At 68.3% G+C, this 26,620-nt stretch carries 22 protein-coding genes; 12 read left to right on the top strand and 10 right to left on the bottom strand.

What is annotated here, in order from left to right; genetic code table 11:
* Positions 1-382: DMT family transporter (locus tag CXY91_RS29335; protein WP_158673656.1), on the top strand; the 382-nt coding region annotated here is incomplete at its 5' end.
* A gap of 10 nt (positions 383-392) precedes the next feature.
* Here the strand turns inward: CXY91_RS29335 and CXY91_RS29330 are convergent.
* The gene (locus CXY91_RS29330; RefSeq protein WP_100965477.1) at positions 393-1,622 is read right to left on the bottom strand and encodes an MFS transporter; all 1,230 of its coding nucleotides are present in this window, start codon (positions 1,620-1,622) and stop codon (positions 393-395) included.
* Between the two features lie 183 nt (positions 1,623-1,805).
* On the opposite strand from CXY91_RS29330, the gene dxs reads away from it, so the two are divergent.
* Positions 1,806-3,716, top strand: a complete 1,911-nt coding sequence (gene dxs, locus CXY91_RS29325) for a 1-deoxy-D-xylulose-5-phosphate synthase (protein ID WP_100965476.1) — start codon at positions 1,806-1,808, stop codon at positions 3,714-3,716.
* A gap of 5 nt (positions 3,717-3,721) precedes the next feature.
* On the top strand, positions 3,722-4,468 hold the full coding sequence (locus tag CXY91_RS29320; protein ID WP_100965475.1) for a TlyA family RNA methyltransferase: 747 nt from the start codon (positions 3,722-3,724) through the stop codon (positions 4,466-4,468).
* On the opposite strand, the gene CXY91_RS29315 is transcribed toward CXY91_RS29320, so the two are convergent.
* Positions 4,465-4,950 (bottom strand): hypothetical protein, encoded by a 486-nt coding sequence (locus CXY91_RS29315; RefSeq protein ID WP_158673655.1) that lies wholly within the window; start codon positions 4,948-4,950, stop codon positions 4,465-4,467. The genes CXY91_RS29320 and CXY91_RS29315 overlap by 4 nt on opposite strands.
* Before the next feature lie 88 nt (positions 4,951-5,038).
* Between CXY91_RS29315 and CXY91_RS29310 the strand changes: the two genes are divergently transcribed.
* Genes CXY91_RS29310 through CXY91_RS29300 form a run of 3 tightly spaced genes read left to right on the top strand, consistent with a single transcriptional unit; the run spans position 5,039 to position 8,703 of the window.
* Positions 5,039-5,797 carry an SOS response-associated peptidase gene (locus CXY91_RS29310; RefSeq protein ID WP_100965473.1) on the top strand — a complete coding sequence of 253 codons (759 nt, stop codon included), beginning with the start codon at positions 5,039-5,041 and terminating at the stop codon, positions 5,795-5,797.
* A 47-nt stretch (positions 5,798-5,844) separates the two neighbouring features.
* A complete protein-coding gene (locus tag CXY91_RS29305) occupies positions 5,845-7,467 on the top strand; it encodes a gamma-glutamyltransferase family protein (protein WP_199777606.1) in 1,623 nt (540 codons plus the stop codon).
* A gap of 57 nt (positions 7,468-7,524) precedes the next feature.
* Positions 7,525-8,703, top strand: a complete 1,179-nt coding sequence (locus CXY91_RS29300) for an AGE family epimerase/isomerase (RefSeq protein ID WP_158673654.1) — start codon at positions 7,525-7,527, stop codon at positions 8,701-8,703.
* Here the strand turns inward: CXY91_RS29300 and CXY91_RS29295 are convergent.
* Both CXY91_RS29295 and CXY91_RS29290 read right to left on the bottom strand, forming a co-directional pair.
* A complete protein-coding gene (locus CXY91_RS29295; RefSeq protein WP_100965470.1) occupies positions 8,681-10,087 on the bottom strand; it encodes an FAD-binding oxidoreductase in 1,407 nt (468 codons plus the stop codon). The two genes, CXY91_RS29300 and CXY91_RS29295, sit on opposite strands and share 23 nt — an antisense overlap.
* A gap of 18 nt (positions 10,088-10,105) precedes the next feature.
* Entirely contained in the window at positions 10,106-11,365 is a 1,260-nt protein-coding gene (locus CXY91_RS29290; protein WP_100965469.1) for a class I SAM-dependent RNA methyltransferase, read from the bottom strand.
* 79 nt (positions 11,366-11,444) lie between these two features.
* On the opposite strand from CXY91_RS29290, the gene CXY91_RS29285 reads away from it, so the two are divergent.
* Complete coding sequence (locus CXY91_RS29285; RefSeq protein WP_100965468.1) at positions 11,445-12,488, top strand: cysteine synthase A; 1,044 nt, start codon at positions 11,445-11,447, stop codon at positions 12,486-12,488.
* Positions 12,489-12,595: 107 nt separating this feature from the next.
* Complete coding sequence (locus tag CXY91_RS29280; RefSeq protein WP_100965467.1) at positions 12,596-13,000, top strand: MOSC domain-containing protein; 405 nt, start codon at positions 12,596-12,598, stop codon at positions 12,998-13,000.
* A 10-nt stretch (positions 13,001-13,010) separates the two neighbouring features.
* On the opposite strand, the gene CXY91_RS29275 is transcribed toward CXY91_RS29280, so the two are convergent.
* The 3 genes from CXY91_RS29275 to CXY91_RS29265 form a co-directional block, all read right to left on the bottom strand.
* A complete protein-coding gene (locus CXY91_RS29275; RefSeq protein WP_100965466.1) occupies positions 13,011-14,378 on the bottom strand; it encodes a dicarboxylate/amino acid:cation symporter in 1,368 nt (455 codons plus the stop codon).
* A 188-nt stretch (positions 14,379-14,566) separates the two neighbouring features.
* A complete protein-coding gene (locus tag CXY91_RS29270) occupies positions 14,567-16,345 on the bottom strand; it encodes an SLC13 family permease (RefSeq protein WP_100965465.1) in 1,779 nt (592 codons plus the stop codon).
* A gap of 38 nt (positions 16,346-16,383) precedes the next feature.
* The gene (locus tag CXY91_RS29265) at positions 16,384-17,373 is read right to left on the bottom strand and encodes a magnesium transporter CorA family protein (RefSeq protein ID WP_091831352.1); all 990 of its coding nucleotides are present in this window, start codon (positions 17,371-17,373) and stop codon (positions 16,384-16,386) included.
* Between the two features lie 254 nt (positions 17,374-17,627).
* Between CXY91_RS29265 and CXY91_RS29260 the strand changes: the two genes are divergently transcribed.
* Complete coding sequence (locus CXY91_RS29260) at positions 17,628-20,087, top strand: methyl-accepting chemotaxis protein (RefSeq protein ID WP_158673653.1); 2,460 nt, start codon at positions 17,628-17,630, stop codon at positions 20,085-20,087.
* Positions 20,088-20,097: 10 nt separating this feature from the next.
* Here CXY91_RS29260 and CXY91_RS29255 read toward each other — a convergent pair whose 3' ends face one another.
* Together CXY91_RS29255 and CXY91_RS29250 are read right to left on the bottom strand one after the other, a co-directional pair.
* Positions 20,098-20,958 carry an SDR family oxidoreductase gene (locus tag CXY91_RS29255; RefSeq protein WP_100965463.1) on the bottom strand — a complete coding sequence of 287 codons (861 nt, stop codon included), beginning with the start codon at positions 20,956-20,958 and terminating at the stop codon, positions 20,098-20,100.
* Positions 20,959-20,972: 14 nt separating this feature from the next.
* Positions 20,973-21,830 (bottom strand): SDR family NAD(P)-dependent oxidoreductase, encoded by an 858-nt coding sequence (locus CXY91_RS29250; protein WP_100965462.1) that lies wholly within the window; start codon positions 21,828-21,830, stop codon positions 20,973-20,975.
* Positions 21,831-21,898: 68 nt separating this feature from the next.
* Between CXY91_RS29250 and CXY91_RS29245 the strand changes: the two genes are divergently transcribed.
* The gene (locus CXY91_RS29245; RefSeq protein ID WP_100965461.1) at positions 21,899-22,690 is read left to right on the top strand and encodes a class I SAM-dependent methyltransferase; all 792 of its coding nucleotides are present in this window, start codon (positions 21,899-21,901) and stop codon (positions 22,688-22,690) included.
* A gap of 20 nt (positions 22,691-22,710) precedes the next feature.
* Here the strand turns inward: CXY91_RS29245 and CXY91_RS29240 are convergent, their stop codons facing one another.
* Positions 22,711-24,486, bottom strand: coding sequence for an acyl-CoA dehydrogenase (locus CXY91_RS29240; RefSeq protein ID WP_100965460.1), 1,776 nt, complete (start codon positions 24,484-24,486; stop codon positions 22,711-22,713).
* Between the two features lie 167 nt (positions 24,487-24,653).
* On the opposite strand from CXY91_RS29240, the gene CXY91_RS29235 reads away from it, so the two are divergent.
* Positions 24,654-25,628, top strand: coding sequence for an L-threonylcarbamoyladenylate synthase (locus tag CXY91_RS29235; protein WP_100965459.1), 975 nt, complete (start codon positions 24,654-24,656; stop codon positions 25,626-25,628).
* Between the two features lie 81 nt (positions 25,629-25,709).
* Positions 25,710-26,618 carry a LysR family transcriptional regulator gene (locus CXY91_RS29230; protein WP_100965458.1) on the top strand — a complete coding sequence of 303 codons (909 nt, stop codon included), beginning with the start codon at positions 25,710-25,712 and terminating at the stop codon, positions 26,616-26,618.
* Positions 26,619-26,620: the final 2 nt, after the last annotated feature.

Raw genomic sequence — 26,620 nt, 5'->3', positions numbered from 1 at the left:
GCTCTTGCGTGGCAGCGGCCTCAACCCGATGCAGTCAGCGGCGCTGATCTGCTTCTGGTCGGGCCTGATCTTCGTTCCGCTCTATCTCGTCCTCGGCATCGGCCATCTCGGGCAGGCGCCGACAGCCGAGATCGCAGTCCAGGGCTTTTATCAGGGCGTGCTGATGAGCATCGTAGCGCTGATCAGCTTCAACCGCGCCGTGACGCTGCTCGGCGCAGCGGCCGCCGCGGCCATGATCGCGCTGGTGCCGGTCATCGCCTCGTTGCTCGCCATCATTGTCCTCGGCGAGGTTCCGACAATGGCGGAAGGGATTTCGATCGCGTTCATCGTCGCCGGCGTCCTGCTGGCGACGCGGCCGACGCAAGCATCTGGCCGAGGTTGAGCCCGCCTTCTCAGGCGAGCTCTGAGATATCGCGCAAGCGGGGCACCCGTGAAAAGCCGATGAGGAGCAACTGGATCAGGAAGCCTGCGGTCGCGAGCTGCAGGCACGCGGCGATGCCGAGATGCGTTGCCACGGTAGCGCCGATCGCGGCGCCGACCGGGCGCGCGCCGAACGTCGCGGTCATGATCAGGGCGGAGACGCGGCCGAGCATCGCATTGGGCGTGACCGCCTGGCGCAAGGTCATCGTCGAGATCGACCAGATGATCGGCCCGACGCCGAACAGGAAGAAGCTCGCCGCGACCAGATAGATGGAGGGAAACCAAAGCGTCGCGAGCATCACGCCGGCTGCACAGAGGCCGGCGAACGGCCCAAGCAGGATCAATGTCCCGAAGGAGATCCGGCGGGCGACATGGGAGACGCATGCGGCGCCGACGATCATCCCGGCGCCGTAGATACCCAGGGTGATGCCGACCTCAGTCGCGCTGAGGCCGAGATTCTGGACGGCATAGGCGACATAGACCGCCTGGAAGATAAACCAAGAGATGTTGAAGAAGACCGCCGTCATGAGGATCGGCCTAAGCAAATCGTGACCGGCGACGAAACGCGCACCCTCCTTGAGATCATGCAGCAGGTCGCGCCGTGGACCGGACGGTGCCTCGTCCCTCGGCAGGCCGGCCAGCAGCAGCGCGGCGAAGATCGAGAGCCCGGCCGCCAGGCCATAGGCGGTCGAGATGCCGATCCAGCCGACGAGCGCGCCGCCGAGCGCCGGCCCGCCGGCATAGGCGGCGCTGCGCGCCAGCTCCAGCCAGCGATTGGCGTCGGCGAGCCGTGCGCGTGGCACCACCGATGGCACGAAGGCCGGGGCCGCGACGCTGTAGCAGACGGTGCCGACGGCGCCGAGCGCGCCGAGGACGCCCAGCCAGGTCAGGTCGAGACTGCCCAAAGCGAGCAGCAGCGGGATCGCCAGCAGCGACGCCGCGCGCAGCACTTCCGTGCCGACCATGAGCCGCCGCCGCGAGGCGCGGTCGACCATCAGGCCCGCGGGGATCGAGAGCAGGAGAAAGGGCAAGGTCTGCGCCGTCTGCAGCCAGCCGGTCTCGGCCGGCCCCGCCGCCAGCAGGAGGACCGCCGCCAGCGGTGCCGCGGCCAAGGCGATCTGCTCCGAGAACTGGGCAAAGAGATTGGACCAGCCGATGCGGCGAAATGCCGTCGGCAATGGTGTGATATCGGCCGGTTGCATGACGTTAGTGTCCTCGGAAGCGGTTGTGAGGACACCAAAATGCCTTGCCGGCATGGGAGCCACCCGTTTCGTGGGAAGGCAGGGCGCTCGCGCTGATGACGGGCCGGATTTCCAACTCCGGTTTGCCAGCGCGCCACTCAGGCTCTATTTCCAGATCATCCCAGCGAAGGATCCGACTGCCTCGTGCCTCGCCCCAACACACCTCTCCTCGACCAGGTGCCCGATCCGGCGGCGTTGCGCCGGCTCGACGACGCGCAATTGCGCCAGCTCGCCGACGAGCTCCGGGCCGAGACGATCGATGCCGTCTCGGTCACCGGCGGCCATCTCGGCGCCGGCCTCGGCGTGGTCGAGCTCACCGTCGCCCTGCACCATGTCTTCGGCACGCCGCGCGACCGGCTGATCTGGGATGTCGGCCACCAGGCCTATCCGCACAAGATCCTGACCGGCCGGCGCGCCGAGATCCGCACCTTGCGCCAGCCGGGCGGGCTCTCCGGCTTCACCAAGCGCGCGGAGAGCGAGTACGACCCGTTCGGCGCCGCCCATTCCTCGACCTCGATCTCGGCCGGTCTCGGCATGGCCGTCGGCCGCGATCTCGCCGGCGGGAAGAACAACGTGATCGCCGTGATCGGCGACGGCGCCATGTCGGCCGGCATGGCCTATGAAGCGATGAACAATGCCGGGGCGACCGGCTCGCGGCTGATCGTCATCCTCAACGACAACGACATGTCGATAGCGCCGCCGGTCGGGGCGATGTCGGCCTATCTCGCCCGCCTCGTCTCGGGTCGGACCTATCGTTCGCTGCGCGAGATCGCCAAGTACCTGGCCGAGAGGCTGCCGCGCTTCTTCCATGAGAAGGCGAAGCGCACCGAGGAATATGCCCGCGGCTTCTGGACCGGCGGCACCCTCTTCGAGGAACTCGGCTTCTACTATGTCGGTCCGATCGACGGGCACAATCTCGACCATCTGCTGCCGGTGCTGCGCAATGTGCGCGACGCCGAGACGGGGCCGATCCTGGTCCATGTCGTGACGCAGAAGGGCAAGGGCTATGCCCCGGCCGAGGCCAGCGCCGACAAATATCATGGCGTCGTCAAGTTCGATCCCGTGACCGGCCTGCAGGCCAAGGCGCCGGCGAATGCGCCGAGCTACACCAATGTCTTCGCCAATGCCCTGATCAAGGCGGCGCGCGAGGACGAGAAGATCGTCGCCGTCACCGCCGCCATGCCGTCCGGCACCGGCCTCGACGCCTTCGGCAAGGAGTTCCCTGGCCGCACCTTCGATGTCGGCATCGCCGAACAACATGCAGTGACCTTCGCCGCCGGCCTGGCGACGGAAGGGTTCAAGCCCTTCTGCGCGATATACTCGACCTTCCTGCAGCGTGCCTATGACCAGGTCGTGCACGACGTCGCCATCCAGAAGCTGCCGGTGCGCTTCGCGCTCGACCGGGCCGGCCTGGTCGGCGCCGACGGCGCGACCCATGCGGGGGCCTTCGACGTCGCCTACCTCGCCTGCCTGCCCGACATGGTGGTGATGGCGGCGGCGGACGAGGCAGAGCTCACCCATATGGTCGCAACCGCAGCCGCCTATGATGCCGGCCCGATCGCCTTCCGCTATCCGCGCGGCGAGGGCGTCGGCATCGAGCTGCCGCAGCACGGCGTGCCGCTCGCGATCGGCAAGGGCCGGATCCTCAGGCTGGGCACGCAGGTCGCGCTGCTTTCGCTCGGCACCCGCCTTGCTGAGTGCATCTCGGCCGCCGAGCAGCTCGGCCAACGCGGGCTCTCGACCACCGTCGCCGATGCCCGCTTCGCCAAGCCGCTCGACGAGGAGCTTATCCTGCGCCTCGCCAGGGAGCACGAGGTGCTGGTCACGGTCGAGGAAGGCTCGGTCGGCGGCTTCGGCAGCCATGTCCTGCAATTGCTGGCGCGCGAGGGCGTGCTCGATCGCGGGCTGAAGATCCGCAGCCTGGTGCTGCCCGACATCTTTCAGGACCATAACAAGCCCGAAGCGATGTATGCCGAGGCTGGGCTCGACGCCGCCGGGATCGTGCGCAGCGTCGAGAAGGCGCTCGGCCCCGCAAGCGCCATCCGCCGCGCCTGACGCCGATGACCGCCGGCCTACCGCGCCGGGTGCGCGCCGACCTGCTGCTGGTCGAGCGCGGCCTGTTCGAAAGCCGGGCGCGGGCGCAGGCGGCCATCGCCGCCGGCCTGGTCCGCGCCGACGGTATCGCGCTGCGAAAGGCTTCGGAGACGGTCGCCGACACGGCAACGATCGAGGCGCAGGCGGCGCATCCTTACGTCTCACGCGGTGGAGTGAAGCTCGCCGCAGCGCTCGATGCCTTCGGCTTCGATCCCAACGGACTGACCTGCCTCGATGTCGGCGCCTCGACCGGCGGCTTCAGCGACGTGCTGCTCCGGCGTGGGGCGGCGCATGTCTACGCCATCGATGTCGGCCAGGCGCAGCTGCATGAGAGCCTGCGCGGGAATCCGCGCCTGACCAGCCTGGAGAGCCAGGATATCCGCACGGTCGACCCCGGCCTGTTCGGACAGGCACCGGAGCTCGCGGTGATCGATGTCAGCTTCATCTCGCTGAAGCTCGTGCTGCCGGCGGTGGCGCCGCTGCTCGCCGCGGACGCGCGGCTGGTCGCGCTGGTGAAGCCGCAATTCGAGACAAAGCGTTCGGCGCTGAAGAAGGGCGTGCTGCGCGACGAAGCACTGCAGCAACAGATCTGCATGGAGATCGCAGACGCTGCCGCCAGCCTCGGCTTCGCCATTGCAGGACTCATCCCCTCCCCGATCGAGGGCGGCGACGGCAACCGCGAATTCCTGCTTGGCGGCGAGCGAACAGCTTAGCTCGCCATCACGGCGTCGATATCGGCCTGTACCGCATCTGGATCGATATAGGCCGCCTCGCCCTGGCCATTGGCGTTGATGAAGGCGGTGGCGCGGGCGATCAGGCGGCGCAGCGACAGGCTGGCGACGTCGACGATCAGCCCCGGATCCTCCTCCGCCGGCATCTCGTCGAGCAGCGCCGTCGCCGTGTAGATCAGGCGGTCCATGGCGGCGCAGAGCGCATCGAAGCTGCGGGCATGGCTCTGATCGAGCCCGCGATAGGCCGCCATGGCCTCACTGGCGCAACGCAGCGGCGAGCCAGCGAAGTGTTCGACATAGCCGAGGGCGCGCCAGGCCTTGAGGTCGCCGACGATCTCGCGGTCGATCGGCACCATCTCCAGCAGCATCAGCGCCTCGCTGTGCCGGTTGAGGTAGTCGGTCGAGAGTTGCGGAGCAGCTCCGCTCACCGCAGTCGGTGATGTCTCGGTGGCGGAAGCAGACATGAAGAGGCCCCGGAAGCACCGCGACTATGCTGTGCCAACCGCAAACAAAGTCTTGATCCGGTCACGATAAGGCGGAACACACCGGAGGATGTGTGGTCGCTATGCCGTTACCCTGCCGCCGGAGGCGATGCGCGAAGCCTTCGCCTATCGCGAGCAGCCGAACTTCCCGCCGCGCTACAATATCGCGCCGACGCAGCCGGTGCCGGTGGTGCGTCTCGACGAGGGCCGGCGCCAGTTCATCCTGATGCGCTGGGGCTTCATTCCCGGCTGGGTCAAGGATCCCAAGGACTACCCTTTGGTCATCAATGTCCGCAGCGAGAGCGCCAGCGAAAAACCGTCCTTCCGCGCCGCCCTCACCCGCCGGCGCTGCCTGATGCCGGCCGACGGCTTCTATGAATGGCACCGCCTCGGCGAGGGCCGCCAGCAGGAGAACAGGCCCTATATCTTCCGCAGGCCGGATCGCAGCCTCTTCGCCTTCGCGGCGCTGTGGGAGACCTGGCACAGCCAGGATGGCTCCGAGATCGACACGGTCGCGATCGTCACCGGCCCGGCGAACGGGCAGATGGCGGCGATCCATCACCGCTCGCCGGTCGTCGTACCGCCCGAGGCATTCGACGCCTGGCTCGATCCTTCGGCGGAGCCTGCCGCCGTGCAGAGCCTGATGCGCCCGCCGCCAGACGATTTCTTCGAGATGTTCCGGCTCGGCGCAGGCGTGAGCAAGGTCGCCAATGACGGCCCGGAGGTACAGGAGCCGTTCGACCCTGCTTCGGAACCGGCACCTGCTCCCAAGCCTGCCATGCGTTCCCGTCGGGGCGGCCCCGACGATGCACAGGGCAGCCTGTTCTAGCGCTGGCCATAGCCGCGCGCTTACTCTGGTCCCAAACGAGACCAATAGTGGGAACGCACGATATGGATGGCCGCCGCCCGACGATGAGCTCCCTGCACGGCATGGTCGCCGCTGCCCACCCGCTGGCAGCGCAGGCCGGCGCGCGCATCCTCAGCCAGGGTGGCAATGTCTTCGATGCCGTCGGCGCGGTCGCCTCCGCACTCAACGTGGTCGAGCCGTTCATGTCGAGCCTTGCCGGCATGGGGTCGGCGATCATGTGGGTCGCTGCCGAGAAACGCGTCCGCGTGCTCGATTTCGTGCCGCCCGTGCCGGAGAGCTTCCCGCTCGAACGCTTTACGCAGCGCTCCGAGCTCGAGCGCGGAGCGCTCGCCGTCGCTCCGCCCGGCAACCTCGCCGGCTGGTGCGAGCTCAACCGCGCCTATGGACGGCTGTCGCTGGAGCAAATCTTCGCGCCGGCGATCGCACTCGCACAGGACGGCTTCCCGATCGCCGAGTTCGGCGTGATCGAATTCAACGAGCAGGCGCCCCTGCTGCGCGAACGGCCCGATCTCTACGAGAACTGGGCGCGAAACTATCTGCGCGACGGCGGGACGAGCGTCACGCTCGGGCAGATCCTGCGCCAGCCCGAGCTGACCGCGACCCTGCGCGACATCGCCGCCAAGGGCCCCGATCATCTCTATCGGGGCGCGCTCGGCGAGACGATCACAAGCCATCTCAAGGCGCAGGGCGGCACGCTCACCATGTCCGATCTCGCCAAGGTCGCCCCGCGCTGGCGCGAGCCGCTCGCCGCCGACTATCGCGGCCGGCAGGTGCATGTGCCGCCGCCCGCCTGCGAGGGCTTCCAGTTCCTCTTGACCCTGCGCATCCTCGACGGCTTCGACCTCGGCAAGCTCGAATGCAACGGCACCGAGCATCTCGACATCGTCTACCGCGCCATCCGCCTCGCCGCCGGCGTCCGGATCAACAACAACAACCCCAATCCCGAGAAGCTCGGCGAGATCCTGTCCGACGCCTTCGTCGAACGGCTACGGGCGCGGGTGCGCGACGGCAAGCCGATCGAGGGCCCGACCGAGCAATGGATGCCGCAGGCGCCAGCGGGCGAAGACCCCGGCCACACCACCTCCTTCTCGATCGCCGATCGCGAAGGCAACCTGATCTGCGTGACGCAGAGCATCGGCAGTCCGTTCGGCAGCGGCGTCGTGGTCCCGGGCACCGGGATCACCCTCAACAACTTCCTCTATTGGGCCGATGTCCAGCCCGGCAGCCCGAACCGCTCTCTGCCCGGCTCGAAACTGCCGATGTGCATGTCGCCGACGCTCTCGACCAAGGACGGTGCGCCGGTCCTCGCGCTCGGCACGCCCGGCAGCTACGGCATCATGCAGACGCAGGTGCAGGCCATGGTCCAGCATGTCGATTTCGGGCTGCCGCTGCAGCAGGCGATCGAGGCCCCGCGCGCCCGGCTCTGGGACGGCCGCGAGGTCGAAGTCGAGAACCGCATTCCTGCCGGGACGATCGCGGCACTGGCCGAGCGCGGGCACGGCATCTTCGCCAATGAAGGCGGCTGGACGATGCGTGTCGGCGGCATGCAGGCGGTGTCGCGCGATCCGGCGAGCGGGCGGCTGACCGGTGCCTGCGATCCGCGCCGCGACGGCTATGTCGCGACGCCCTGAGCGGCCACAGCGCCAGGTCGAGCCCGCTTCGCCGGCGGCGCCAAGGATGGAAGCATTGTGAGCACGGCCCCCGACGAGCTTAAGTCCTGGCTGACGGATACATTGCTGCCGGGCTGGATCGCCCGCGCCTACGACCCGGCGCGGCCCGGTTTCGTCGAGTATCTCAGGCCGGATGGAAGGCCCGAGACCAGTGACCTGCGCACGACGCTGGTCACGGCCCGGCTGACCTATGTCTTCAGCCACGCGCATCTGCTGGGGGTCCCGGGGGCGCTTGCCGCCGCGCGCCACGGCCTCGCCTTCCTGACCGGCGCCTGCCGGCGCGCCGACGGGCGCTTCGTCCATTCCTGCACTGAGCGTGGCGAAATCGTCGACGGCAAGACCGACTTCTACGACCTCGCCTTCGTGCTTTTCGCGCTCGGCTGGTTCGCGAAGGCGACCGGCGAGACGGACGTGCTGGCAATCGCCGGCGAGGTGCTGGACTTCCTTGATGGCGAGCTGGCCGACCCCGCCGGGGGCTTTCGCGAGGACACGCTGGGCACGCAGCCGCGGCGGCAGAACCCGCATATGCATCTGCTCGAGGCCTGCCACGCCCTCGCGGCGGTGTCGCACGACCCGCGCTGGCTGACGACGGCCGACAGGCTCGTGCAGTTGATGCGGGAGCGGATGCTGGACGGCAATGGCACCCTCGGCGAGTTCTTCGGCGAGGACTGGGCGGCCTTCCCCGGCTCGCGCGGACTGATCCGCGAGCCCGGCCATCATTTCGAGTGGACGTGGCTGCTCTATCACCACGAGCGATTGACCGGGTCGGCCGAAGCTCGCGCGGCGGCGCGCAAGCTCCATGCGTTCGGGCAGCGTCAGGTCGACGCTACCGCCAATTCATCGCGGCTCGTCGTGAACGAGGTGGACCCGGCAGGTCGCGTGCTGAACGGCGCTGCGCTGCTCTGGCCGCAGACCGAATACCTGAAGGCGCTCGTCGCGCGCATCGAATTCGAGGGCGACGCCGATGCCGCAGCACGGCTCGACCAGCATCTGCGCCTGATGTTCCGGCACTTCGTCGATCGCGAGAGCGGAATCTGGGTCAACCAGCTTGACGACCGGGGGCAGCCGGTCAGCGACAGGGTCCCTGTCCGGGTGCTCTACCATCTGGTGCTGGCGCTCGCCGAGGTCTGCCGCGTCACCAAGGGCGACGCGGCCTTCCAACGACCCTCGACCGCTACAGCACCGAGCCGGGATTGAGCAGGCCCTTGGGATCGAGCGCCGCCTTCACCGTCCGCATCAGGTCGAGCTCGACCGGGTCCTTGACGCCGGGCAGGAGTGAGCGCTTGAGGCGTCCGATGCCATGCTCGGCCGAGATCGAGCCCTTGAGCTCGGTGACGATGGCGTGGACCGCCTCGTTCATCGCGCCCCAGCCGGCGAGATAGGCGGCCTTGTCGGCGCCGACCGGCTGGCTGACGTTGAAATGGATGTTGCCGTCGCCGAGATGGCCGAAGGGCACCGGCCGGCAGCCCGGCACCAGCGCCTCGACAGCGGCGATCGCGCGCTTCAGGAACTCCGGCGTCGCCTGGATCGGCACGGAGACGTCGTGCTTGATCGAGCCGCCCTCATGGGTCTGCACCTCCGACAGCATCTCGCGCAGCTTCCAGAGATCGGCGCGCTGGCCGAGCGAGCCGGCGAGCACGGCGTCGATCACGAGACCCTCCTCGAGCGCCTCGCCGAGGAAAGCCTCGACGGCGTCGCTAAGCCCGGTTTCGGCCTGGGCGCTGACCTCCATCAGCACATACCAGGGCGATGGCTCGGAGAGCGGATCGCGGGCACCGCTGGCATGGCGGACGACGAAGTCGAGGCCGATGCGCGGCATGATCTCGAAGGTGGTGAGCGTGCCGCCGGCACTGGCCTTTGCCTTGTTCAGCAAGGCGAGCGCGGCCTCTGGATCGGGCACGGCAAGGAAGGCGGTCGCGCGCGCCGCCGGCAGCGGGAAGAGCTTCAGCACGGCGGCGGTTATGATGCCGAGCGTACCCTCCGAGCCGATGAAGAGGTTCTTGAGGTCGTAGCCGGTGTTGTCTTTGCGGAGCTGTCGCAGGCCGTTCCAGATGCGGCCATCGGCCAGCACCACCTCGAGGCCGAGGCAGAGCTCGCGGGCATTGCCATAGGCGATCACCGCCGTGCCGCCGGCGTTGGTGGACAGATTGCCGCCGACCGTGCAGGAGCCCTCGGAGGCCAGCGAAAGCGGGAAGAGCCGGCCTGCGGCCTCGGCGGTTTCCTGCGCACGCTGCAAGGAGACGCCGGCTTCGACCGTCATGGTGTCGCCCGCGGGATCGACCGAGCGCACCTTATCGAGCCGCTGCAGCGAGAGGATGATCTCCCGGCCCTCGGCGATCGGGATCTGCCCGCCGACCAGGCCGGTGTTGCCGCCTTGCGGCACGACGGTCACGTCGTTTTCGCTTGCCCACCTCATCACGGCCGAGACTTCGGCCACGGAGCCCGGCCGGACGACGGCCTGCGCCTTGCCGCGGAAGAGATCACGCCATTCCTTGAGATAGGGCACCATCGCGTCGGGGTCGCTGATGACGTTCCTGGCACCGACGATACCGGCCAGAGCTTCGATAACGGACGCGCTCATCCTGCCTCCAAGGCGATCTTATCTGCGGCCGGCGGCGGCCTTGCGGAAGACGCCGACGAGTTCGATGTGGGCGGAATAGCGGAACTGGTCGACCGGCGTCACGCGCTCAAGCGCATAGCCGCCTGCGACCAAAAGCGCTGCGTCGCGGGCAAAGCTGCCGACATCGCAGGAGACATAGGCGATGAGCGGCACCTTCGAGGCCGCGAGGCGCCTGACCTGCGCCTCCGCGCCGGCGCGCGGCGGATCGAGCACGACGGCATCGAACACGTTGAGCTCGTGCTCCAGCAAGGGGCGGCGGAAGAGGTCGCGCGCCTCCGCAGCAACCGGCTTCAGGCCTTGCGTATGGTTGGCGGCCCGGCTCAGCGCCTGAATCGCGGCCTTGTCGCTCTCGAAAGCCGAAACCTGCGCCTTTTCGGCGAGCCGGACGCTGAACGGGCCGCAGCCGGCGAAGAGATCGGCGACGCGCTTCGCCTTCGGGATCGCCTCGAGTACGAGGCGCGACAGGATCGCTTCGCCCTCCGCGGTCGCCTGCAGGAAGCCGCCGGGGGCTGGCGTCACCGCGGCCTTGCCCATCAGCTGGAAGGGAGCGCGCCGCTCGACGATGATCTCGCCATGCATGGCGAGCCGGGCGAGATCGAGCCGCTCGGCCGCTTCGGTGAGTTGCCGGCGCAGGCTGTCGCCGGCTGGCCCGTGGCCGCGGATGTCGACGTCCAACCCGGCCTGCGAGGCGGTGAGCTGGATGTCGAGCGGCTTGTTCGAGGCGCGCAGGCGGTTGGCGAGATGCTGCGCCACGATCGGCGCCCGCTCCAGCCCCGGCGCCAGCACCGGGCAGGTTTCGACCTCGATCAGGTTGTGTGTACCTGCCACCATGAAGCCGACGCGCATGCCTTCATCCTCGCGCCTGGCGTGGAAGGTGACGCGCCTGCGGCCAGCGCCATGTGCATCGACGACAGGAAGCACCTCTGTCTCCAGCCCGGCGCGGGAGAGCACCGTCACCACTTGCTGGCGCTTCCATTCGGCATAGAGCCCCTCGCCCATATGCTGCGCCGCGCAGCCGCCGCAGCGCGTGAAGAGCGGGCAGATCGCGGCAACGCGCGAGGCGGATGGTGTCAGGATCTCGACAACCTGCGCGCGATCGCCATCGCGCACGGCCCGCACGCTCTCGCCGGGCAGGGCGAAGGGCACGAAGACCTGGCCCTGCACCGTCTCGGCGACGCCGTCGCCGCGCTGGCCGAGCCGCGCGATCGTGAGCGTTTCATTCATGGCGAGGGCGGACATGTGTTTCCAGATCGTGACGTGATTGCGGGTTTGGCCTATCAGGTGGCGAGCGACAGGGAAATGGCTGGAGTTGCCTGACATGACTATCCGCAACGGCGTCGTCGAAGCGATCGGCAACACACCCCTGATCAAATTGAAGCGCGCCTCGCAGGAAACCGGCTGCGAGATCCTCGGCAAGGCCGAGTTCATGAACCCCGGCCAGTCGGTCAAGGACCGCGCCGCGCTCGCCATCATCCGCGACGCCGAGAAAAGCGGCGCGCTTCGGCCCGGCGGCGTCATCGTAGAGGGCACGGCCGGCAATACCGGCATCGGCCTGGCTTTGGTCGGCAATGCGCTCGGCTATCGCTCGGTGATCGTGATCCCGGACACGCAGAGCCAGGAAAAGAAGGACATGCTGCGGCTCGCCGGCGCGACGCTGGTCGAGGTCCCGGCCGTCGGCTACGTCAATCCGAACAATTACGTGAAGGTCTCCGGCCGCCTCGCCGAGGAACTGGCCAGAACCGAGCCGAACGGCGCAATCTGGGCCAACCAGTTCGACAATGTCGCCAACCGCCAGGGCCATATCGAGACCACCGGCCCGGAGATCTGGCAACAGACCGATGGCAAGGTCGACGGCTTCACCTGCGCCGTAGGTACCGGCGGGACGCTCGCCGGTGTCGCCATTGCGCTGAAGGGCTTCAACCCGAAGATCCGCATCGCCCTCGCCGACCCGATGGGCGCGGCGCTCTACGCCTACTACACCACCGGCGAACTCAAGGCCGAGGGCTCCTCGATCACCGAGGGCATCGGCCAGGGCCGGATCACGGCGAATCTCAAGGACGCCCCGATCGACGTCGCCTTCCAGATCACCGACGAGGAAGCAATCCCGCTCTGCTTCCAACTGCTTGAGGAAGAGGGCCTGTGCCTCGGCGGCTCCTCCGGCATCAACGTCGCCGGCGCGATCCGGCTGGCGAAGCAGATGGGGCCCGGCCACACCATCGTGACCATCCTCTGCGACTACGGCACGCGCTATCAGTCGAAGCTGTTCAACTCCGAGTTCCTGCGCTCGAAGAACCTGCCGGTGCCCGGCTGGCTGGAGCGCGATGGCGGGCTGAAGGACGTGCTGACGAAGGTAATGGCCTAGACGCCGTGCGCCCGCCGACCGGATCACTTCTCTCCGCGCTGCTGAATGCGCCGATCCGTCAAGGTCAAGTCGTCTGGATCGGATTGCGGCCGGCACGCCGCGCAGCGATGAGCAGCGTCGAGGCGGTCAGGGCCAGCGCGGCGCAAGGCCTTGTCGGCGATCGCTATAGCGGCCAGAGCGGCTCGCGGCAGGTCACGCTGATCCAGCGAGAACATCTCGCAGCGATCGCCAGCCATCTCGGGCTGGACCGGGTCGCTGCGGAGCAGCTGCGCCGCAACATCGTCGTCGAAGGCATCAACCTCGCGGCCTTGAAGGGCCATCACTTTCGCCTCGGCGGCGCCATCCTCGCCTGGACCGGCGAATGCCATCCCTGCTCACGGATGGAGGAGGTTCTCGGCCCGGGCGGCTACAACGCCGTGCGCGGCCATGGCGGCATCACGGCGCGGGTGATCGAAAGCGGAACGATCGCGATCGGCGACAGGCTGGAGCGGCTTCCCGCAACCAGCCTGTAACTGGGCGGCGTCATGCCACCTGCGCGCCGGCGTCGATCGCCTCGATGTCCCCGGCGCGGTCGTACTGCGCCTGGTCGAGCATGCCCTGGCGCTTGGCGACGATGGTCGGCACCAGGGCCTGGCCGGCGACGTTCACGGCGGTGCGACCCATATCGAGGATCGGGTCGATCGCCAGCAGCAGGCCGACACCGGCGAGCGGCAGGCCGAGGGTCGACAAGGTCAGGGTCAGCATCACGGTAGCGCCGGTCAGGCCCGCGGTCGCGGCCGAGCCGATCACCGAGACGAAAGCGATCAGCACATATTCCTGCAGGCCGAGCGGGACGCCGTAGAACTGCGCGACGAAGATCGCCGAGATCGCCGGGTAGATCGCGGCGCAGCCATCCATCTTGGTGGTGGCGCCCAGCGGCACGGCGAAGGCGGCGTATTCGCGGGGCACGCCGAGGCTCTTCTCGGTCACCGCCTCGGTGACCGGCAAGGTGCCGACCGAGGAGCGCGAGACGAAGGCGAGCTGGATCGCCGGCCAGGCGCCCGCGAAGAAGCGCAGCGGCGAGAGGCCGTGCAGGACGAGCAGCGCCGGGTAGACGATCAGCAGCACAATGGCGAGGCCGAGATAGATCGCAAAGGCGTACCAGGAGAGCTGCTGCAGCGTCTGCCAGCCGTACTGCGCCACCGCATTGCCAAGCAGGCCGATGGTGCCGATCGGCGTCAGGCGGATCACCCACCACAGGATCTTGCGGGTGATCGCCAGCAGCGACTCGTTGAAGGCGAGGAAGGCATTGGCGCGCTCGCCGACCTTCAGAGCCGCGACGCCGACGACGATCGAGATGACGAGCAATTGCAGCACGTTGAAGCCGAGGCGGGTGGTCGCTGCCCCGCCGTCGATCCGCGTCGAAGCCTGCAGGCCGAACATGTTGGCGGGAACGAGGCCCTTCAAAAAGTCGAGCCAGGAGCCGACCGAGCCCGGCGCCTTGGCGCTGGCGGCGAGCACTCCGGAATTGATGCCGGGCTGGATGATCAGGCCGAGCGCGATGCCGATCAGCACGGCGATGAAAGCAGTGAGCGCGAACCAGAGCAGCGTCTGCCAAACCAAGGCCGCGGCATTGGAGAGCTGCCTGAGATTGCTGATCGAGGCGACGATCGCGGTGAAGATCAGCGGCGGCACCAAAGCCTGAAGCAACTGGACGAAGATCGAGCCGGTCGTCGCGAGCGTGGTCGTCAATGCGTTCGGTTGGCCGGCCGCATCGGGCCCGACATTGCGCGCGATCCAGCCAAGCACGAGCCCTATCACCATGGCGGCCAGGACCTGGAAGCCGAAGCTCGCATAAAATGGCTTGGGGCCGGCGGTCGCCGCGCCGGCTCGGGGCGTCACTGTGGTCATGATGGAAACTCGTCGATTGCCGCAGCGCGGCTGCACATGTCTGCCGCTTATATAAGCACCGCACCAAACTGCGGGAAGCCAGACACGGCCATATTGCACCGACAGAGCAGCAGGACCTTTCTCCATGAAGCCGATCCGCGGAGAATAATTTTCTCCAGCTTCGTCTCTATGTCCGCAAATGCCTCCGTTCAGCGCAGTGGCCAGACGAAGAGGATCAGCGGCACAGCGAGCAGGATGACCAGCAGCGACAGGGGCGCGCCGAGCCGCGCATAGTCGCCAAAGCGGTAGCCGCCGGGGCCCATCACCAGCGTGTTGCACTGGTGGCCGATCGGGGTGAGGAAGTCGCAGGCCGCGCCGATCGCCACCGCCATCAGGAAGGCGTCGGGGTTGTAGCCGAGCGTCTTGGCGAAGCCCGCGCCGATCGGCGCCATCACCAGCACGGTCGCTGCATTGTTGAGGAAGGGCGTCACTGCCATGGCCGCGACGAGCATCAGCCCGACCGCGCCCCAGCCGGGCAGGCCGGCGCCGATTTGCGCCAGCAGGCCCGCGAAGACATCGGTCGCGCCGGTGACGCGGAGACTGTCGCTGACCGGGATCAGCGCCGCCAGCATCACCAGGATCGGCGCCTCGACCGACTCATAGGCGTCGCGCAGCGTCAGGGCGCGCGTCACCAGCAGGAGCACCGCAGCGGCAAAGAAGGCGATCGCCACCGGCAGCAGGCCGAGCGCGACGACGACGACCGTCGCGGCAACGATCGTGCCGGTGACCAGACGGCGACGCGTGCTGCCGAGTTGGAGGCTGCGCGCCGCCAGCGGCAACAGGCCGAGCTCGCGCAGGCGCTCGGGCAGAAGGTCCTCGTCGCCCTGCAGCAGCACGACGTCGCCGGCGCGCAGGCGGATATCGCGCAGGCGTTCGGTGAAGCGCTCGCCGGCGCGGCTGATGCCGAGCAGGTTGATGTGGAAGCGCGCATGCAGATCGATCTCGGCGGCACTGACACCTTCGAGCAGCGAGCCCTGCGTGACGATGGCCTCGCCGGTTCGCGCGGGATCGAGCGAGCCTTCCTTCTGCGTCGAGCGATGCTGGCCGGTGAGCTCGAGTTCACCCGCGGCGACAACGCGTTCCAGCGCCTTGGGCTCGCCGCGCAGCAGCAGGATGTCGCCGGCGCGCAGGCTGGCATCGGGCAGCGGCGCCCGGCGGCGCTCGCCATCGCGCAGGATGGCGACGACCTCGACCTCGCCATCGCCCGGCTTCCTGAGATCGGCGACGGTCTTGCCGGTGAGCGCCCCCTTCTCGGGGAGACGCGCCTCGGTGACATAGTCCTTGATGTCGACAGCCTGATCGAGCGAGCGCGAGCCTTGGCGATCCTTCGGCAGCAGCCTGTAGGCGACGCTGAGGAAGGCGCAGCCGGCGAGCGCGATGCCGATGCCGACCGGCGTGAAGTCGAACATGGCGAAGGGCTCGCCGCCGAGCTCCTGCCGCACGCGCGCGACGATGACGTTCGGCGAGGTGCCGACCAGCGTGACGATGCCGCCCAGCAGCGAGGCGAAGGCCATCGGCATCAGGAAGACAGAAGGCGACTTCCCGTCCTTGCGGGCGAGTTGGTAGGCGATCGGCAGCATCATCGCGAGCGCGCCGATGTTCTTGATGATCGCCGACATGGCGGCGACGACGAAGACGAGGACCGCGACCTGCGCCTGCGTCGAGCGCAGCAGCGGAGAGATGCGGGCGAGCGCGGTCTCGACCAGCCCCGAGCGCGCCACCGCGGCGCTGACGATCAGGGCGCTGGCGACAATGATTACGATGTCGTCGGAGAAGCCCTTGAAGGCTTCCCTGGCCGGCACGACGCCGAGCGCGACGCCCGCCAGCAGGGCCAGGAGCGCGACCACATCATAGCGCAGCTTGCCCCAGACGAAGGCGGCCATCATCGCGGCGACCAGGGAGCAAGACAGAATCTGTGGCAGCGTCATCCGGGCAAGCTATCCGAAGGCGCGCGCCCCGGGCGCGGTCAAAGCCACTTTTTCCAGCGAAAGAACATGTAGGGCAGCACGGCGAAGAGGATCATCAGGCCGATTGCCATCGGGTACCCGAGCTGCCATTCCAACTCCGGCATGGTCTTGAAGTTCATTCCGTAGATCGAGGCGATCAGGGTCGGCGGCATCAGCGCGACCGAGACCACCGAGAACAGCTTGATGATCTTGTTCTGCTCGATGCTGACGAGGCCGAGCGTCGCATCGAGCATGAACTGCAGCTTGCTCGACAGGAAGGTGGCATGCTCCTCGATCGCCTGGACGTCGCGCAGGGCGGAGCGCCATTCCGGGTTGAAGCCGCCGGCTGCCTTCTTGGTGCGCTTGAAATTGGCCGAGAGGTAGAGCAGCACGCGCTCGACCGAGACCATGCTCTCGCGGACATTCGAGATGATGTGCTCGTACTGGCCGATCTTGCGCACCACCGCCTGATAGACGCGGCCCTGCTCGACATGGGCGCTGTCGCCGTCGAAGATCTGGCGCGAGCGCATGTCGACGCGATCGCCGACGCCGCGCAGCACCTCGGCGGCGCGATCGACGATCGCCTCGATCAGCCCCTCGATGACGCCGGCAGGCTCGAGCTCGCAGCCGCCCGGCTTGGTGACGCGGTTCTTGAAGATGTTGAAGGCGCCGGGCTCGTCATAGCGCACGGTGACCAGCGCCTTCTCGGTCAGGATGAAGGTGACGTCGGCGAGGCGCGGGACGTTTGTGTCGGACTGGCAGATGATCCGCGCCGTCATATAATGCGCGCCGTTCTCGGCGTAGATGATCTCGGACGGTTCGAGATCGTGCATCTCCTCCTTCGTCGGAATGGAGATGCCGAGATGGCGCTCGACCCTGGCGTCCTCGGCCGGCGTCGGGTTGAGCAGGTCGATCCAGATCGACCCCGGTGGAATCTCGTCTTCGGCAATGAGGTTGCGCGGCGCGAGCTTGTCGCCGCTCGTCTGGCAGATGCCGTGGATCAGGAGCATGGTCGGTCGTCCGGAATCGGGCACCGCAAGGCGCGATTTGTGCCGCAACAACTCCAAACGTCCGGCGGTGTCAAACCGATGACGGTTCTGGGGCAGCGGCTGATCCCGCAGCGGTATTCCCGCTCGGGCCAGGAATATGGCAGCGCTGCGGCAGGGTTAGCACAATATCAATCGCCGGATGAGAAGCTGAACGAATCCGTCGCCCCTCCGGACTTGTCATGCTCAACGCCGCAAAAAATCTCAGCATCAAGACTATGCTTCTGACTGTGCTCGGCCTTGCCAGTGCAGCGATCGTCACGCTCTCGTCGCAGGCGCTCTGGCAGGCCTGGACGCGCCACAATACCGCCGTCGAGGTGTCCGCTCTCGCCGATCTGAACAAGGCCTATTTCACGGCGCTGCAGAACCTGCGCTACGAGCGTGGCAATGGCGCGAGTGCGCTGACCATGCCGACCGACAAGAACGCCGGGATGATCGAGGACGTGCTGACGCGCCGAAAGCGTCTGGACGACGCCATCGCCACGGCCCAGACGATCGTCCGGGACAACGGCTATGAGGTCGCCAAGACCGTCTCGACCGAGATCGACGGCCATGTCGCAGCGCTCAAGCCCTTGCGCGCGAAGGTCGACGGCAACTGGAAGCTGCCGCTGGAGTCGCGGGAGAAGGAGCTGGCCGGGGCCAGCATGGCCCAGACCGGCAAGTTCCTGAGCGCGCTCGAGGCTGCCTCGGCGACGCTGGAGGAACGCATTCTCGCGCTCGACGCCAGCTTCGCCAACCTGACCTCCGTCCGCTCGATGGCCTGGGCCGCACGCTCGCTCAGCGGATCGTCGACGATCGTCCTCAACAACGCCGTCGCCCAGGACCGGCCGCTGGACGCCAAGGAGAGCAATGCCGTCCTCGTCAACGATGCGCGCATGGAGTTCGCCTGGGGCGTGGTGAGGCAGCTCATCGGCCAGGCCAGCACCCCGCAGGCGCTCAAGGACGCGCTCACCACCGCCGAGAACACCTATTTCGGCGGCACCTTCAAGGCGACGCGGGCCGATCTCGTCGCCAACGTGACGGGCGGCCGCAAGCCTGCGATCAATCCCGATCAATGGCGTAACCAGATCGTCGCCGCCTCCGAGACAGTCGGCGCCGTAGCGAGCCGCGCCATTGACGTCGTCTCGGATGTGGCGGACGCGAAGGCCGATGCGGCAATGCGCTCGCTCATCGTCTACGGCCTCCTCCTGCTGGCCGCGCTGGCGCTCGCGCTCATCGGGCTCTGGCTGGTGCAAAGCCGCGTGACGCGCCCAATCACCGCGCTGACCGCCTCGATGAAGCAGCTGGCGCAGGGCGACTTCACCGCCGAGGTCATCGACAGCGGCCGCAATGACGAGATCGGCGGCATGGCCGCCGCCGTCCGGGTGTTCAAGGAGAACGGTTTGCGTGTCCAGGCGCTGGAGGCGCAGGAGCGCGCCGCCGCGGCCGAGCGGGCGGCGCGGACCGAAGCCATGGTCGCCGTGGTCAGCGATGTCGGCACGGTCGTCGCGGCTGCGGCTGCGGGCGATTTCAGCGCGCGCCTGCGCCTGGAAAGCGCCGATGCGCAAATGCAGCAGCTGGTCGACGGCATCAACCAGATCAACGCCGTGGTCGACGGCGCGACCACCGAGTTCGCCGACATCCTTGCATCGGTCTCGCAAGGTGACCTGACCCGCCGGGTCGCGACCAGCTATCAGGGCCGCTTCGCCGAGCTCAAGCACTCCGTGAACGAGACGGTCGAGCGCCTCTCCGAGACGATCGGCGGCATCCAGGCGACGACCTCGCAGGTCTCGGCCTCCGCTCGCGAGATCAAGGCGGGCGCCGACGATCTCGCCAAGCGGACCGAGGAGCAGGCCGCCTCGCTCGAGGAGACGGCCGCGACGACCGAGGAACTCGCAGCTTCGGTCAAGGCCAGCGCAAGCTCCTCGAAGGTGGCGGCATCGTCCTCCGACGAGGCCACGAACGTGGCGCAGCAGGGCGGCGCGATCGTGCAGAACGCCGTCGAGGCGATGGAACGGATCGAGGCGGCCTCGCGCAAGATCACCGACATCACCTCGGTGATCGACGGCATCGCCTTCCAGACCAATCTGCTGGCGCTCAACGCTGCGGTGGAAGCCGCACGCGCGGGCGATGCCGGCAAGGGTTTCGCCGTGGTCGCCTCGGAGGTCCGGACGCTGGCGCAGCGCTCCGCCGAAGCCTCCAAGGACATCACGACCCTGATCCAGTCCTCGACCACCGAGATCGAGGAGGGCGTGAAGCTGGTCCGCTCGGCCGGGACGGTGCTCGACAAGATCGTCACGGCCTCCCGGCAGGTCGCGGCGACCGTCGTCGAAATCTCGGCAGCGGCAGGCGAACAGGCCAACGGTATCGACGAGATGAGCCAGACCGTCGCCCATATGGACGAGATGACCCAGGCGAATGCGGCTTTGGCCGAGCAGAGCGCCGCCTCGGCCGCTTCGCTCGCCGACCAGATCCACAGCCTGGATCAGCTCGTCGCGGCCTTCCGCATCGCCGGCGGCGAAGCGCGCTCGACCAGCGAGCCGGAGCGCCTGCGCAACCTCGCCGCGGCCGCCATGTCGGAAACCCGCTCGGCGCCGCGCACTCCAGCGCGGAAGGCACAACCTGCCCCGGCAGCTGCGATGCCCGCCCGCAAGGTCGCGAACGGCGGAGCGCGGGACCGCGAGTGGGAAGAGTTCTGAGCCTTCCGGCTCAGACGCCGCCCTTCACCCCCTCAGGCGGCTTGATCTCCTCGGGCACGAAGAAGTCCGGCATCAGCGGCACCGACGGATCGACCCGGTAGGGCGTGAAGTCGGTGACGCCCTCGCCGGCCATGAAGTTGTCGTCGATCAGGAAATTGCCCGAGAAGCTGCGCGAGGGCTTGTTGAAGACCATGTAGGCGGCCTCCGCCAGCATCTCCGGCGTGCGGCTCGCCCGCACCATCTTATCGCCGCCGAGCAGGTTCTTCACCGCAGCAGTGGCGACCGTGGTGCGCGGCCAGAGTGCGTTGACGGCGATGCCTTTGGGCGCCAGCTCGCCGGCAAGGCCCAGCACACACAGGCTCATCCCGTACTTCGCCATGGTGTAGGCCAGGTGCGGCGCGAACCAGCGCATCTTCATGTCGAGCGGCGGCGACAGCATCAGGATATGCGGGTTCTCCGCCTTCTCCAGATGCGGAATCGCGTATTTCGAGACCATGAAGGTGCCGCGCGTGTTGATCTGGTGCATCAGATCGAAGCGCTTCATGTCGGTCATCTGGGTATTGGTCAGCGAGATCGCGCTGGCATTGTTCACGACGATGTCGAGGCCGCCGAAGGTCTCGGCCGTCTTGGCGATCGCCTCAGCGACGCTCTGCTCGTCGCGGACGTCGACCATCAGCGGCAGGCACTTGCCGCCGGCGGCCTCGATCTCGGCAGCGGCGGTATAGATCGTGCCTTCCAGCTTGGGATGCGGCTCGGCCGTCTTGGCGGCGATGGTGACATTGGCACCGTCGCGCGCCGCTCTGATGGCGATGGCGAGGCCGATGCCGCGCGATCCGCCGGTGATGAAGAGCGTCTTGCCCTTGAGCGACATGGTGTCCTCCCTCATTAGTCTTGCAAAATGAACCGGTCCGGCTGACTGCCGTCGGCATCGGTGAAGCCATAGGCGCGTGCCAGATCGGCGACATGGAGCACCTGGCCGGCATGGCGGGCGACATCAGGGTCGGCGGCCAGCGCCGCGACAGCCCGGCCGGCATAGAGCGGCGTCTCGGTGGTCTCGGCGGCCATGCCGGCATCACGCACGCGCTCGGTCAGGACATGGCCCGGGGACAAGGCCAGCGCGGTGACGCCATAGGGTTTCAGCTCCTGCGCCATCGCCAGCGTCAGCCGGTTCATCGCCGCCTTGGACAGGTCGTAGAAGACATCGCCGAGATAGCCGCCGGCGGTGTCGAAGCTCACCGTGACGATCAGCCCCTGCCGCATCTGGACCATGGCGGGCGCGACGGCACGCGCCAGCAGCAATTGCGCGTAGACGCCGCTCTCGAAGCTCTCGCCGAGCCGCGCCACCGGGCGGCGCCAGAACGGTGCGCCGAAGGCGGAGCCATCCGGATAGCGCTCGCCGTCATAGCCCTCATTGCCGCCCCAGACCGCATCGACGACGCAGTCGAGCCGGCCGAAGCGCCGAAGCGACCAGGCGACGAGCTGATCGACCTCGCGCTCATTGGTATGGTCGCAGCGATAGGGCTCGCCGCGGCCGCCTGAAGCCTCGACCTCGCGGGCCGTGTCCTCGAAGGTCTCCGAACGCTGGTCGGTGCGCGGCCCGGCTTCGCTCGAGCGGCCGGTGACGATCACGGTGGCGCCGGCCTGGCCGAGCGCCCGCGCGATGCCGCGCCCCAGCCCGCGCGAGGCACCGGCGACGAGGCAGACCTTGCCGGCGAGCGGCTTTTGCGGGCTGTCATCGGTCATGGCGATACCGCTGGCGCAATGCGAGCGGCTCCGCTAGAAGCCCCCTCCCCCGAACGGCGAGGACGGTCATGGAAGCGAGCGATGTCGCAGCCTGCTGGGAGGCCAATGCCGAAACCTGGACCCGGCACGCGCGCGCCGGCTACGACCTCTACCGGGACGCCCAGAACACCCCGGCCTTCTTCGCGCACCTGCCCGATATCGAAGGACTGGACGGCCTCGACATCGGCTGCGGCGAGGGCTCGAACACGCGCAAGCTCGCTGAGGCCGGCGCCAGCGTCACCGCGATCGACATCGCGCCGACCTTCATCCGCCATGCGCGGGAAACCGAGGCCGCCAACCCGCTCGGGATCGACTACCGCATCGCCGACGGCATGGCCCTGCCCTTCGCCGATGCCTCGTTCGATTTCGCCACCGCCTTCATGTCGCTGATGGACATGCCGCATCAGGACCGCGTGCTGGCCGAGGCCAAGCGGGTGCTGAAGCCGAGCGGCTTCCTGCAGTTCTCGATCCTGCATCCCTGCTTCGCCACGCCCGGACGCAAGGTGATGCGCGACGAGACGGGCACTGTGCTCGGCATCGAGGTGCGCGAGTACTTTCGCGTCACCGACGGCGAGATCGAGAGCTGGCGCTTCGGCGCCGCGCCGCCCGAGGAGAAGGCCAAGGTCGAGCCGTTCCGCGTGCCGCGCTTCCACCGCACGCTGAGCGACTGGATCAACCTGCTCGTCGCGAGCGGCCTCCGGATCGAGCACATGCACGAGCCGGGCGTCGATGCGCAGACGGCCAAGGCCGTGCCCTATCTCGCCGACACCTATATCGCGCCGCTGTTCCTGCACATGCGGGTGCGGAAGCCGGTGCGATAGGTCAGGCGCGGCGGTCAGCGTCACGCCGCGAAGACCGCAGCCGAATCCTCGACCGCGCCGGCGCCCTCGGTCACCGCCAGCTCCAGCGCCGTGGCCTCGCCGACATGGTGCTCGGCATAGAAGCGGGCTGTGGCGAGCGCCGCGGCACCCTGATCCTCGCCCTGCAGCGCCAGCGCCTTCTTGGCGAGGCCGGTGCCGCCCTGGGCGAGCGCGAACAGCTTGAGATAAGGCGTCGCGCCGGCGAGCGCGCTCGCCTGGTCGATGCCCATGGTCGCCAGCATCCATTCGGTCGCGCGCTCGAGCGAGTCGACGGCGGCGCCGAGCCGGGCCGCGCTGTGGCCGAAGCCGGGCGTGTTGGCCTCGCGCACCTGGGCGACGACGCCGCGCATCTCGCCGATCAGCGCCTTGACGGCATCGCCATTGGAGAGCGGCAGCTTGCGCAGCACGAGGTCGATCGCCTGGATGCCGTTGGTGCCCTCGTAGATCGTGGCGATGCGGGCATCGCGCAGGTGCTGGGCGGCGCCGGTCTCCTCGACATAGCCCATGCCGCCGTGGATCTGGACGCCGGTGGAGGCGACCTCGACGCCGATATCGGTGGCGTAGGCCTTGGCGATGGGCGTGATGATCGCCGCCCGCTCGGCCGCCGCCTTGCGCCTGGCCTCGTCGGGGTCGCGATGCGAGCGGTCGAGCAGTGCGGCCAGCAGCAGCGAGAGCGTACGCGCAGCCTGCGTCTTGGCGCGCATCTCCATCAGCATGCGGCGGATGTCGGGATGGACGATGATCGGGCTCATCGGCGCGCCCTTCGGCGCATCGAGCGCGGTGCCCTGCTTGCGCTCCTGCGCGAAGGAAAGCGCCTGCTGATAGGCGCGCTCGGCGATGGCGACGCCCTGCACCGCGACGTTGAGGCGGGCATTGTTCATCATCGTGAACATGCAGGCGAGGCCGCGGTTCTCCTCGCCGATCAGCCAGCCGATCGCGCCGCCCTCGTCGCCATAGCTCATCGCGCAGGTCGGCGAGGCATGGATGCCGAGCTTGTGCTCGACGCCGGTGCAGCGGACATCGTTGCGCGCGCCGAGCGAGCCGTCGGCATTGACCAGGAATTTCGGCACGAGGAAGAGCGAGATCCCGCGCGTGCCGGGAGGAGCGTCGGGCAGGCGGGCGAGGACGAGATGGACGATATTGTCCGTCATCTCGTGATCGCCATAGGTGATGAAGATCTTCTGGCCGCTGATGCGGTAGGTGCCGTCGCCGGCCCGCTCGGCCTTGGAGCGCAGCGCGTTGAGGTCCGAGCCGGCCTGCGGCTCGGTCAGGTTCATCGTGCCCATCCACTCGCCGGAGACGAGCTTGGCGAGGTAGGTCTCCTTCAGATAGTCGGAGCCATGGGCATGCAGCGCCTCGATCGCGCCGACCGTCAGCAGCGGGCCAAGCGCGAAGGCGAAGGCAGCCGAATTCCACATTTCGGTGCAAGCCGACTGCACCAAGGTCGGCAGGGCCTGGCCGCCATAGGCCTCCGGCCCCGGCAGCGCGTTCCAGCCGCCTTGCGCCCAGGCGTGATAGGCTTCCTTCCAGCCCGGCGGGGTGACGACGGTGCCATCCTTGAGCTTCGAGCCGACGCGGTCGCCGACGACGTTCAGGGGCGCGAGGACATCGCCGGCGAACTTCGCGGCCTCCTCCAGCACGGCCTCGGTGACGCCATCCGCGAGTTCCGGTGCGAGCCCCTCGGAGATCAGGGCGTCGAGCCCGGCGACATGGCGCATCGTCGCCAGGATATCCTCGACCGGAGCACGGTACGACATCGCTTACCTCCCTCGGCGCCCGCACATGGCAGTCGCGCATTCTGCTCGTTGCGTTTGACGGCGATGTTAGCGACGAACTATGCCCGCCGCCACGCGCAAGCCGGCGCGGGTTCGCGCATGCCGCGTCGGCATTGTTATAGTTTACATATGAACTTTCAAGAGCGACCGTGACAGGACCTCGTCAGACACAGCGCCTTTCCGCCGACGACGCCGGCATCGCCGCCGCCGCGGAGCTGCTGCGCGCCGGCAAGCTCGTCGCGCTGCCGACCGAGACGGTCTACGGGCTCGCCGCCGACGCAAGCGACGACCGCGCCGTCGCATCGATCTACGCCGCCAAGGAGCGCCCGAGCTTCAACCCGCTGATCTCGCATCTGCCGGATGTCAATGCTGCCAGGCGCCAGGGCCTGTTCGATGCGCCGGCACTGGCGCTGGCGAAGGCGTTCTGGCCCGGCCCGCTGACGTTGGTCGTGCCGGCTTCGAGCTCGTGCACGGTCTGCAGCCTCGCCCGCGCCGGGCTCGACAGCGTCGCGCTGCGGGTGCCGTCGCATCTGGTGGCGCGCGCTGTCCTGCAGGCTGCGGGCCGGCCGATCGCGGCGCCCTCGGCCAATCGCTCGGGCCGGGTCAGCCCGACGCAGGCCGAGCATGTCTTCGCCGATCTCGACAGGCGCATCGACGCCGTGCTCGATGCCGGGCCGACGGCGGTCGGCGTCGAATCCAGCATCGTCGCCTGCCTCGGCGGGGCGCCGCGCCTGCTGCGTCCGGGCGGCGTGCCGCGTGCGGCGCTGGAGGCTGCGATCGGGCAGGCCCTCGTCATCGTCGAGGAAGGCGGTACGGCCCCGCTCGCGCCAGGCCTACTCGCCTCGCACTACGCGCCGCGGGCCGCGGTCAGGCTGGATGCGGAGGCGCCGCGACCGGGCGAAGCCTGGCTCGGCTTCGGTCCGGAGCCGGATGGCGCCCTGCCCGCGCTCGCCTTCAACCTGAGTCCGTCAGGCGACCTGACCGAGGCCGCCGCCAATCTCTTCGCCGCGATGCGCCATCTCGACGATCAACGCCCGGCGACGATCGCCATCGCGCCGATCCCGATGCGAGGCCTTGGCGAAGCGATCAACGACCGGCTGCGCCGCGCCGCGGCGCCGCGTTGAAGTCGGCATTATCGCCCGAGATCCGCTTGCAATTCCGCAAGATCTGGCAATGCTGCGCGCGGAGTTGCCGGAGAGTGACCATTGTCGACGTCGAAGCTCGCCTGGGATGATTTCCGCCTGATCAAGGCGATCGCCGATGCAGGCGGGCTGACCGGCGCGGCAGCCGCCCTCAACGTCAATCATTCCACGGTGTTCCGCCGGCTCGGCCAGATCGAGGAGCAGCTCGGCCACGCTCTCTTCGAGCGCCGCAAGACCGGTTATGTCGCGACCTCGGCCGGCGAGGAGATGACGACGCTGGCCTCGCGCATCGATGAGGACGTCACCGCTTTCGGGCGCAGGCTCGCTGGGCGCGACCTCGCTCCGTCAGGTGACTTGCGCGTGACCACCACCGACACGCTCTATCTGCATGTGCTGCTGCCGATCTTCGCAGCGTTCCGGGCAGCGCATCCGCTGATCCGGCTCGACGTCGTCATGGCCAGCCAGACCCTCAATCTCTCGCGCCGTGACGCCGACGTCGCCATCCGCGCCAGCGATTCGCCGGGCGAGACGCTGGTCGGCCGCCGCCTCGCCAACCTGAACTGGGCCGTCTACGCCCGTGCCGACGCGCCGGCGACCGAGGCCGAGTCGCATGAGCCGAAGCTGCTGTTCCGGCGCGACTGGGTCGCGCTCGGCGACCCGCTCGGCTATGTCAAGGCGGCCCGCTATGTCCGCGACCATGTCCCGGCCGAACGGATCGCGCTGCGTTCCTCGGCCGTGCTCGGGCTGACGGAAGCCGTCGAGCAGGGGATGGGCATCGGCCCCCTGCCCTGCTTCATTGCCGACCAGCGGCCGGGGCTCGTGCGGCTGCTGCCACCGGACCCGGACTTCTCCACCGGGCTATGGATCCTGACCCACCCCGACATCAGGCATGCGCCACGCGTGCGCGCCTTCATGGATTTCGTCGGCGGCGAGCTGGCGAAACGGAAGGCGCTGCTTGAAGGCGCCGGCTGAGC

It is taken from the genome of Allobosea sp. FBZP-16 (genome assembly GCF_002831785.1).
Taxonomy (GTDB): Bacteria; Pseudomonadota; Alphaproteobacteria; order Rhizobiales; family Beijerinckiaceae; genus Allobosea; species Allobosea lupini.
This window is presented reverse-complemented; position numbering and strand designations above follow the sequence as displayed.

Bases quoted from the DNA above. Each gene is read 5' to 3' on its own strand.
- CXY91_RS29250 (WP_100965462.1), bottom strand. From the start codon at position 21,830: ATGACCGATGACAGCCCGCAAAAGCCGCTCGCCGGCAAGGTCTGCCTC.
- CXY91_RS29270 (WP_100965465.1), bottom strand. From the start codon at position 16,345: ATGACGCTGCCACAGATTCTGTCTTGCTCCCTGGTCGCCGCGATGATG.
- CXY91_RS29330 (WP_100965477.1), bottom strand. From the start codon at position 1,622: ATGCAACCGGCCGATATCACACCATTGCCGACGGCATTTCGCCGCATC.
- CXY91_RS29265 (WP_091831352.1), bottom strand. From the start codon at position 17,373: ATGCTCCTGATCCACGGCATCTGCCAGACGAGCGGCGACAAGCTCGCG.
- CXY91_RS29310 (WP_100965473.1), top strand. From the start codon at position 5,039: ATGTGTGGTCGCTATGCCGTTACCCTGCCGCCGGAGGCGATGCGCGAA.
- CXY91_RS29290 (WP_100965469.1), bottom strand. From the start codon at position 11,365: ATGTCCGCCCTCGCCATGAATGAAACGCTCACGATCGCGCGGCTCGGC.
- CXY91_RS29295 (WP_100965470.1), bottom strand. From the start codon at position 10,087: ATGAGCGCGTCCGTTATCGAAGCTCTGGCCGGTATCGTCGGTGCCAGG.
- CXY91_RS29320 (WP_100965475.1), top strand. From the start codon at position 3,722: ATGACCGCCGGCCTACCGCGCCGGGTGCGCGCCGACCTGCTGCTGGTC.
- CXY91_RS29245 (WP_100965461.1), top strand. From the start codon at position 21,899: ATGGAAGCGAGCGATGTCGCAGCCTGCTGGGAGGCCAATGCCGAAACC.
- CXY91_RS29285 (WP_100965468.1), top strand. From the start codon at position 11,445: ATGACTATCCGCAACGGCGTCGTCGAAGCGATCGGCAACACACCCCTG.
- CXY91_RS29255 (WP_100965463.1), bottom strand. From the start codon at position 20,958: ATGTCGCTCAAGGGCAAGACGCTCTTCATCACCGGCGGATCGCGCGGC.
- CXY91_RS29280 (WP_100965467.1), top strand. From the start codon at position 12,596: ATGAGCAGCGTCGAGGCGGTCAGGGCCAGCGCGGCGCAAGGCCTTGTC.
- CXY91_RS29260 (WP_158673653.1), top strand. From the start codon at position 17,628: ATGCTTCTGACTGTGCTCGGCCTTGCCAGTGCAGCGATCGTCACGCTC.
- CXY91_RS29275 (WP_100965466.1), bottom strand. From the start codon at position 14,378: ATGACCACAGTGACGCCCCGAGCCGGCGCGGCGACCGCCGGCCCCAAG.
- CXY91_RS29315 (WP_158673655.1), bottom strand. From the start codon at position 4,950: ATGTCTGCTTCCGCCACCGAGACATCACCGACTGCGGTGAGCGGAGCT.
- CXY91_RS29240 (WP_100965460.1), bottom strand. From the start codon at position 24,486: ATGTCGTACCGTGCTCCGGTCGAGGATATCCTGGCGACGATGCGCCAT.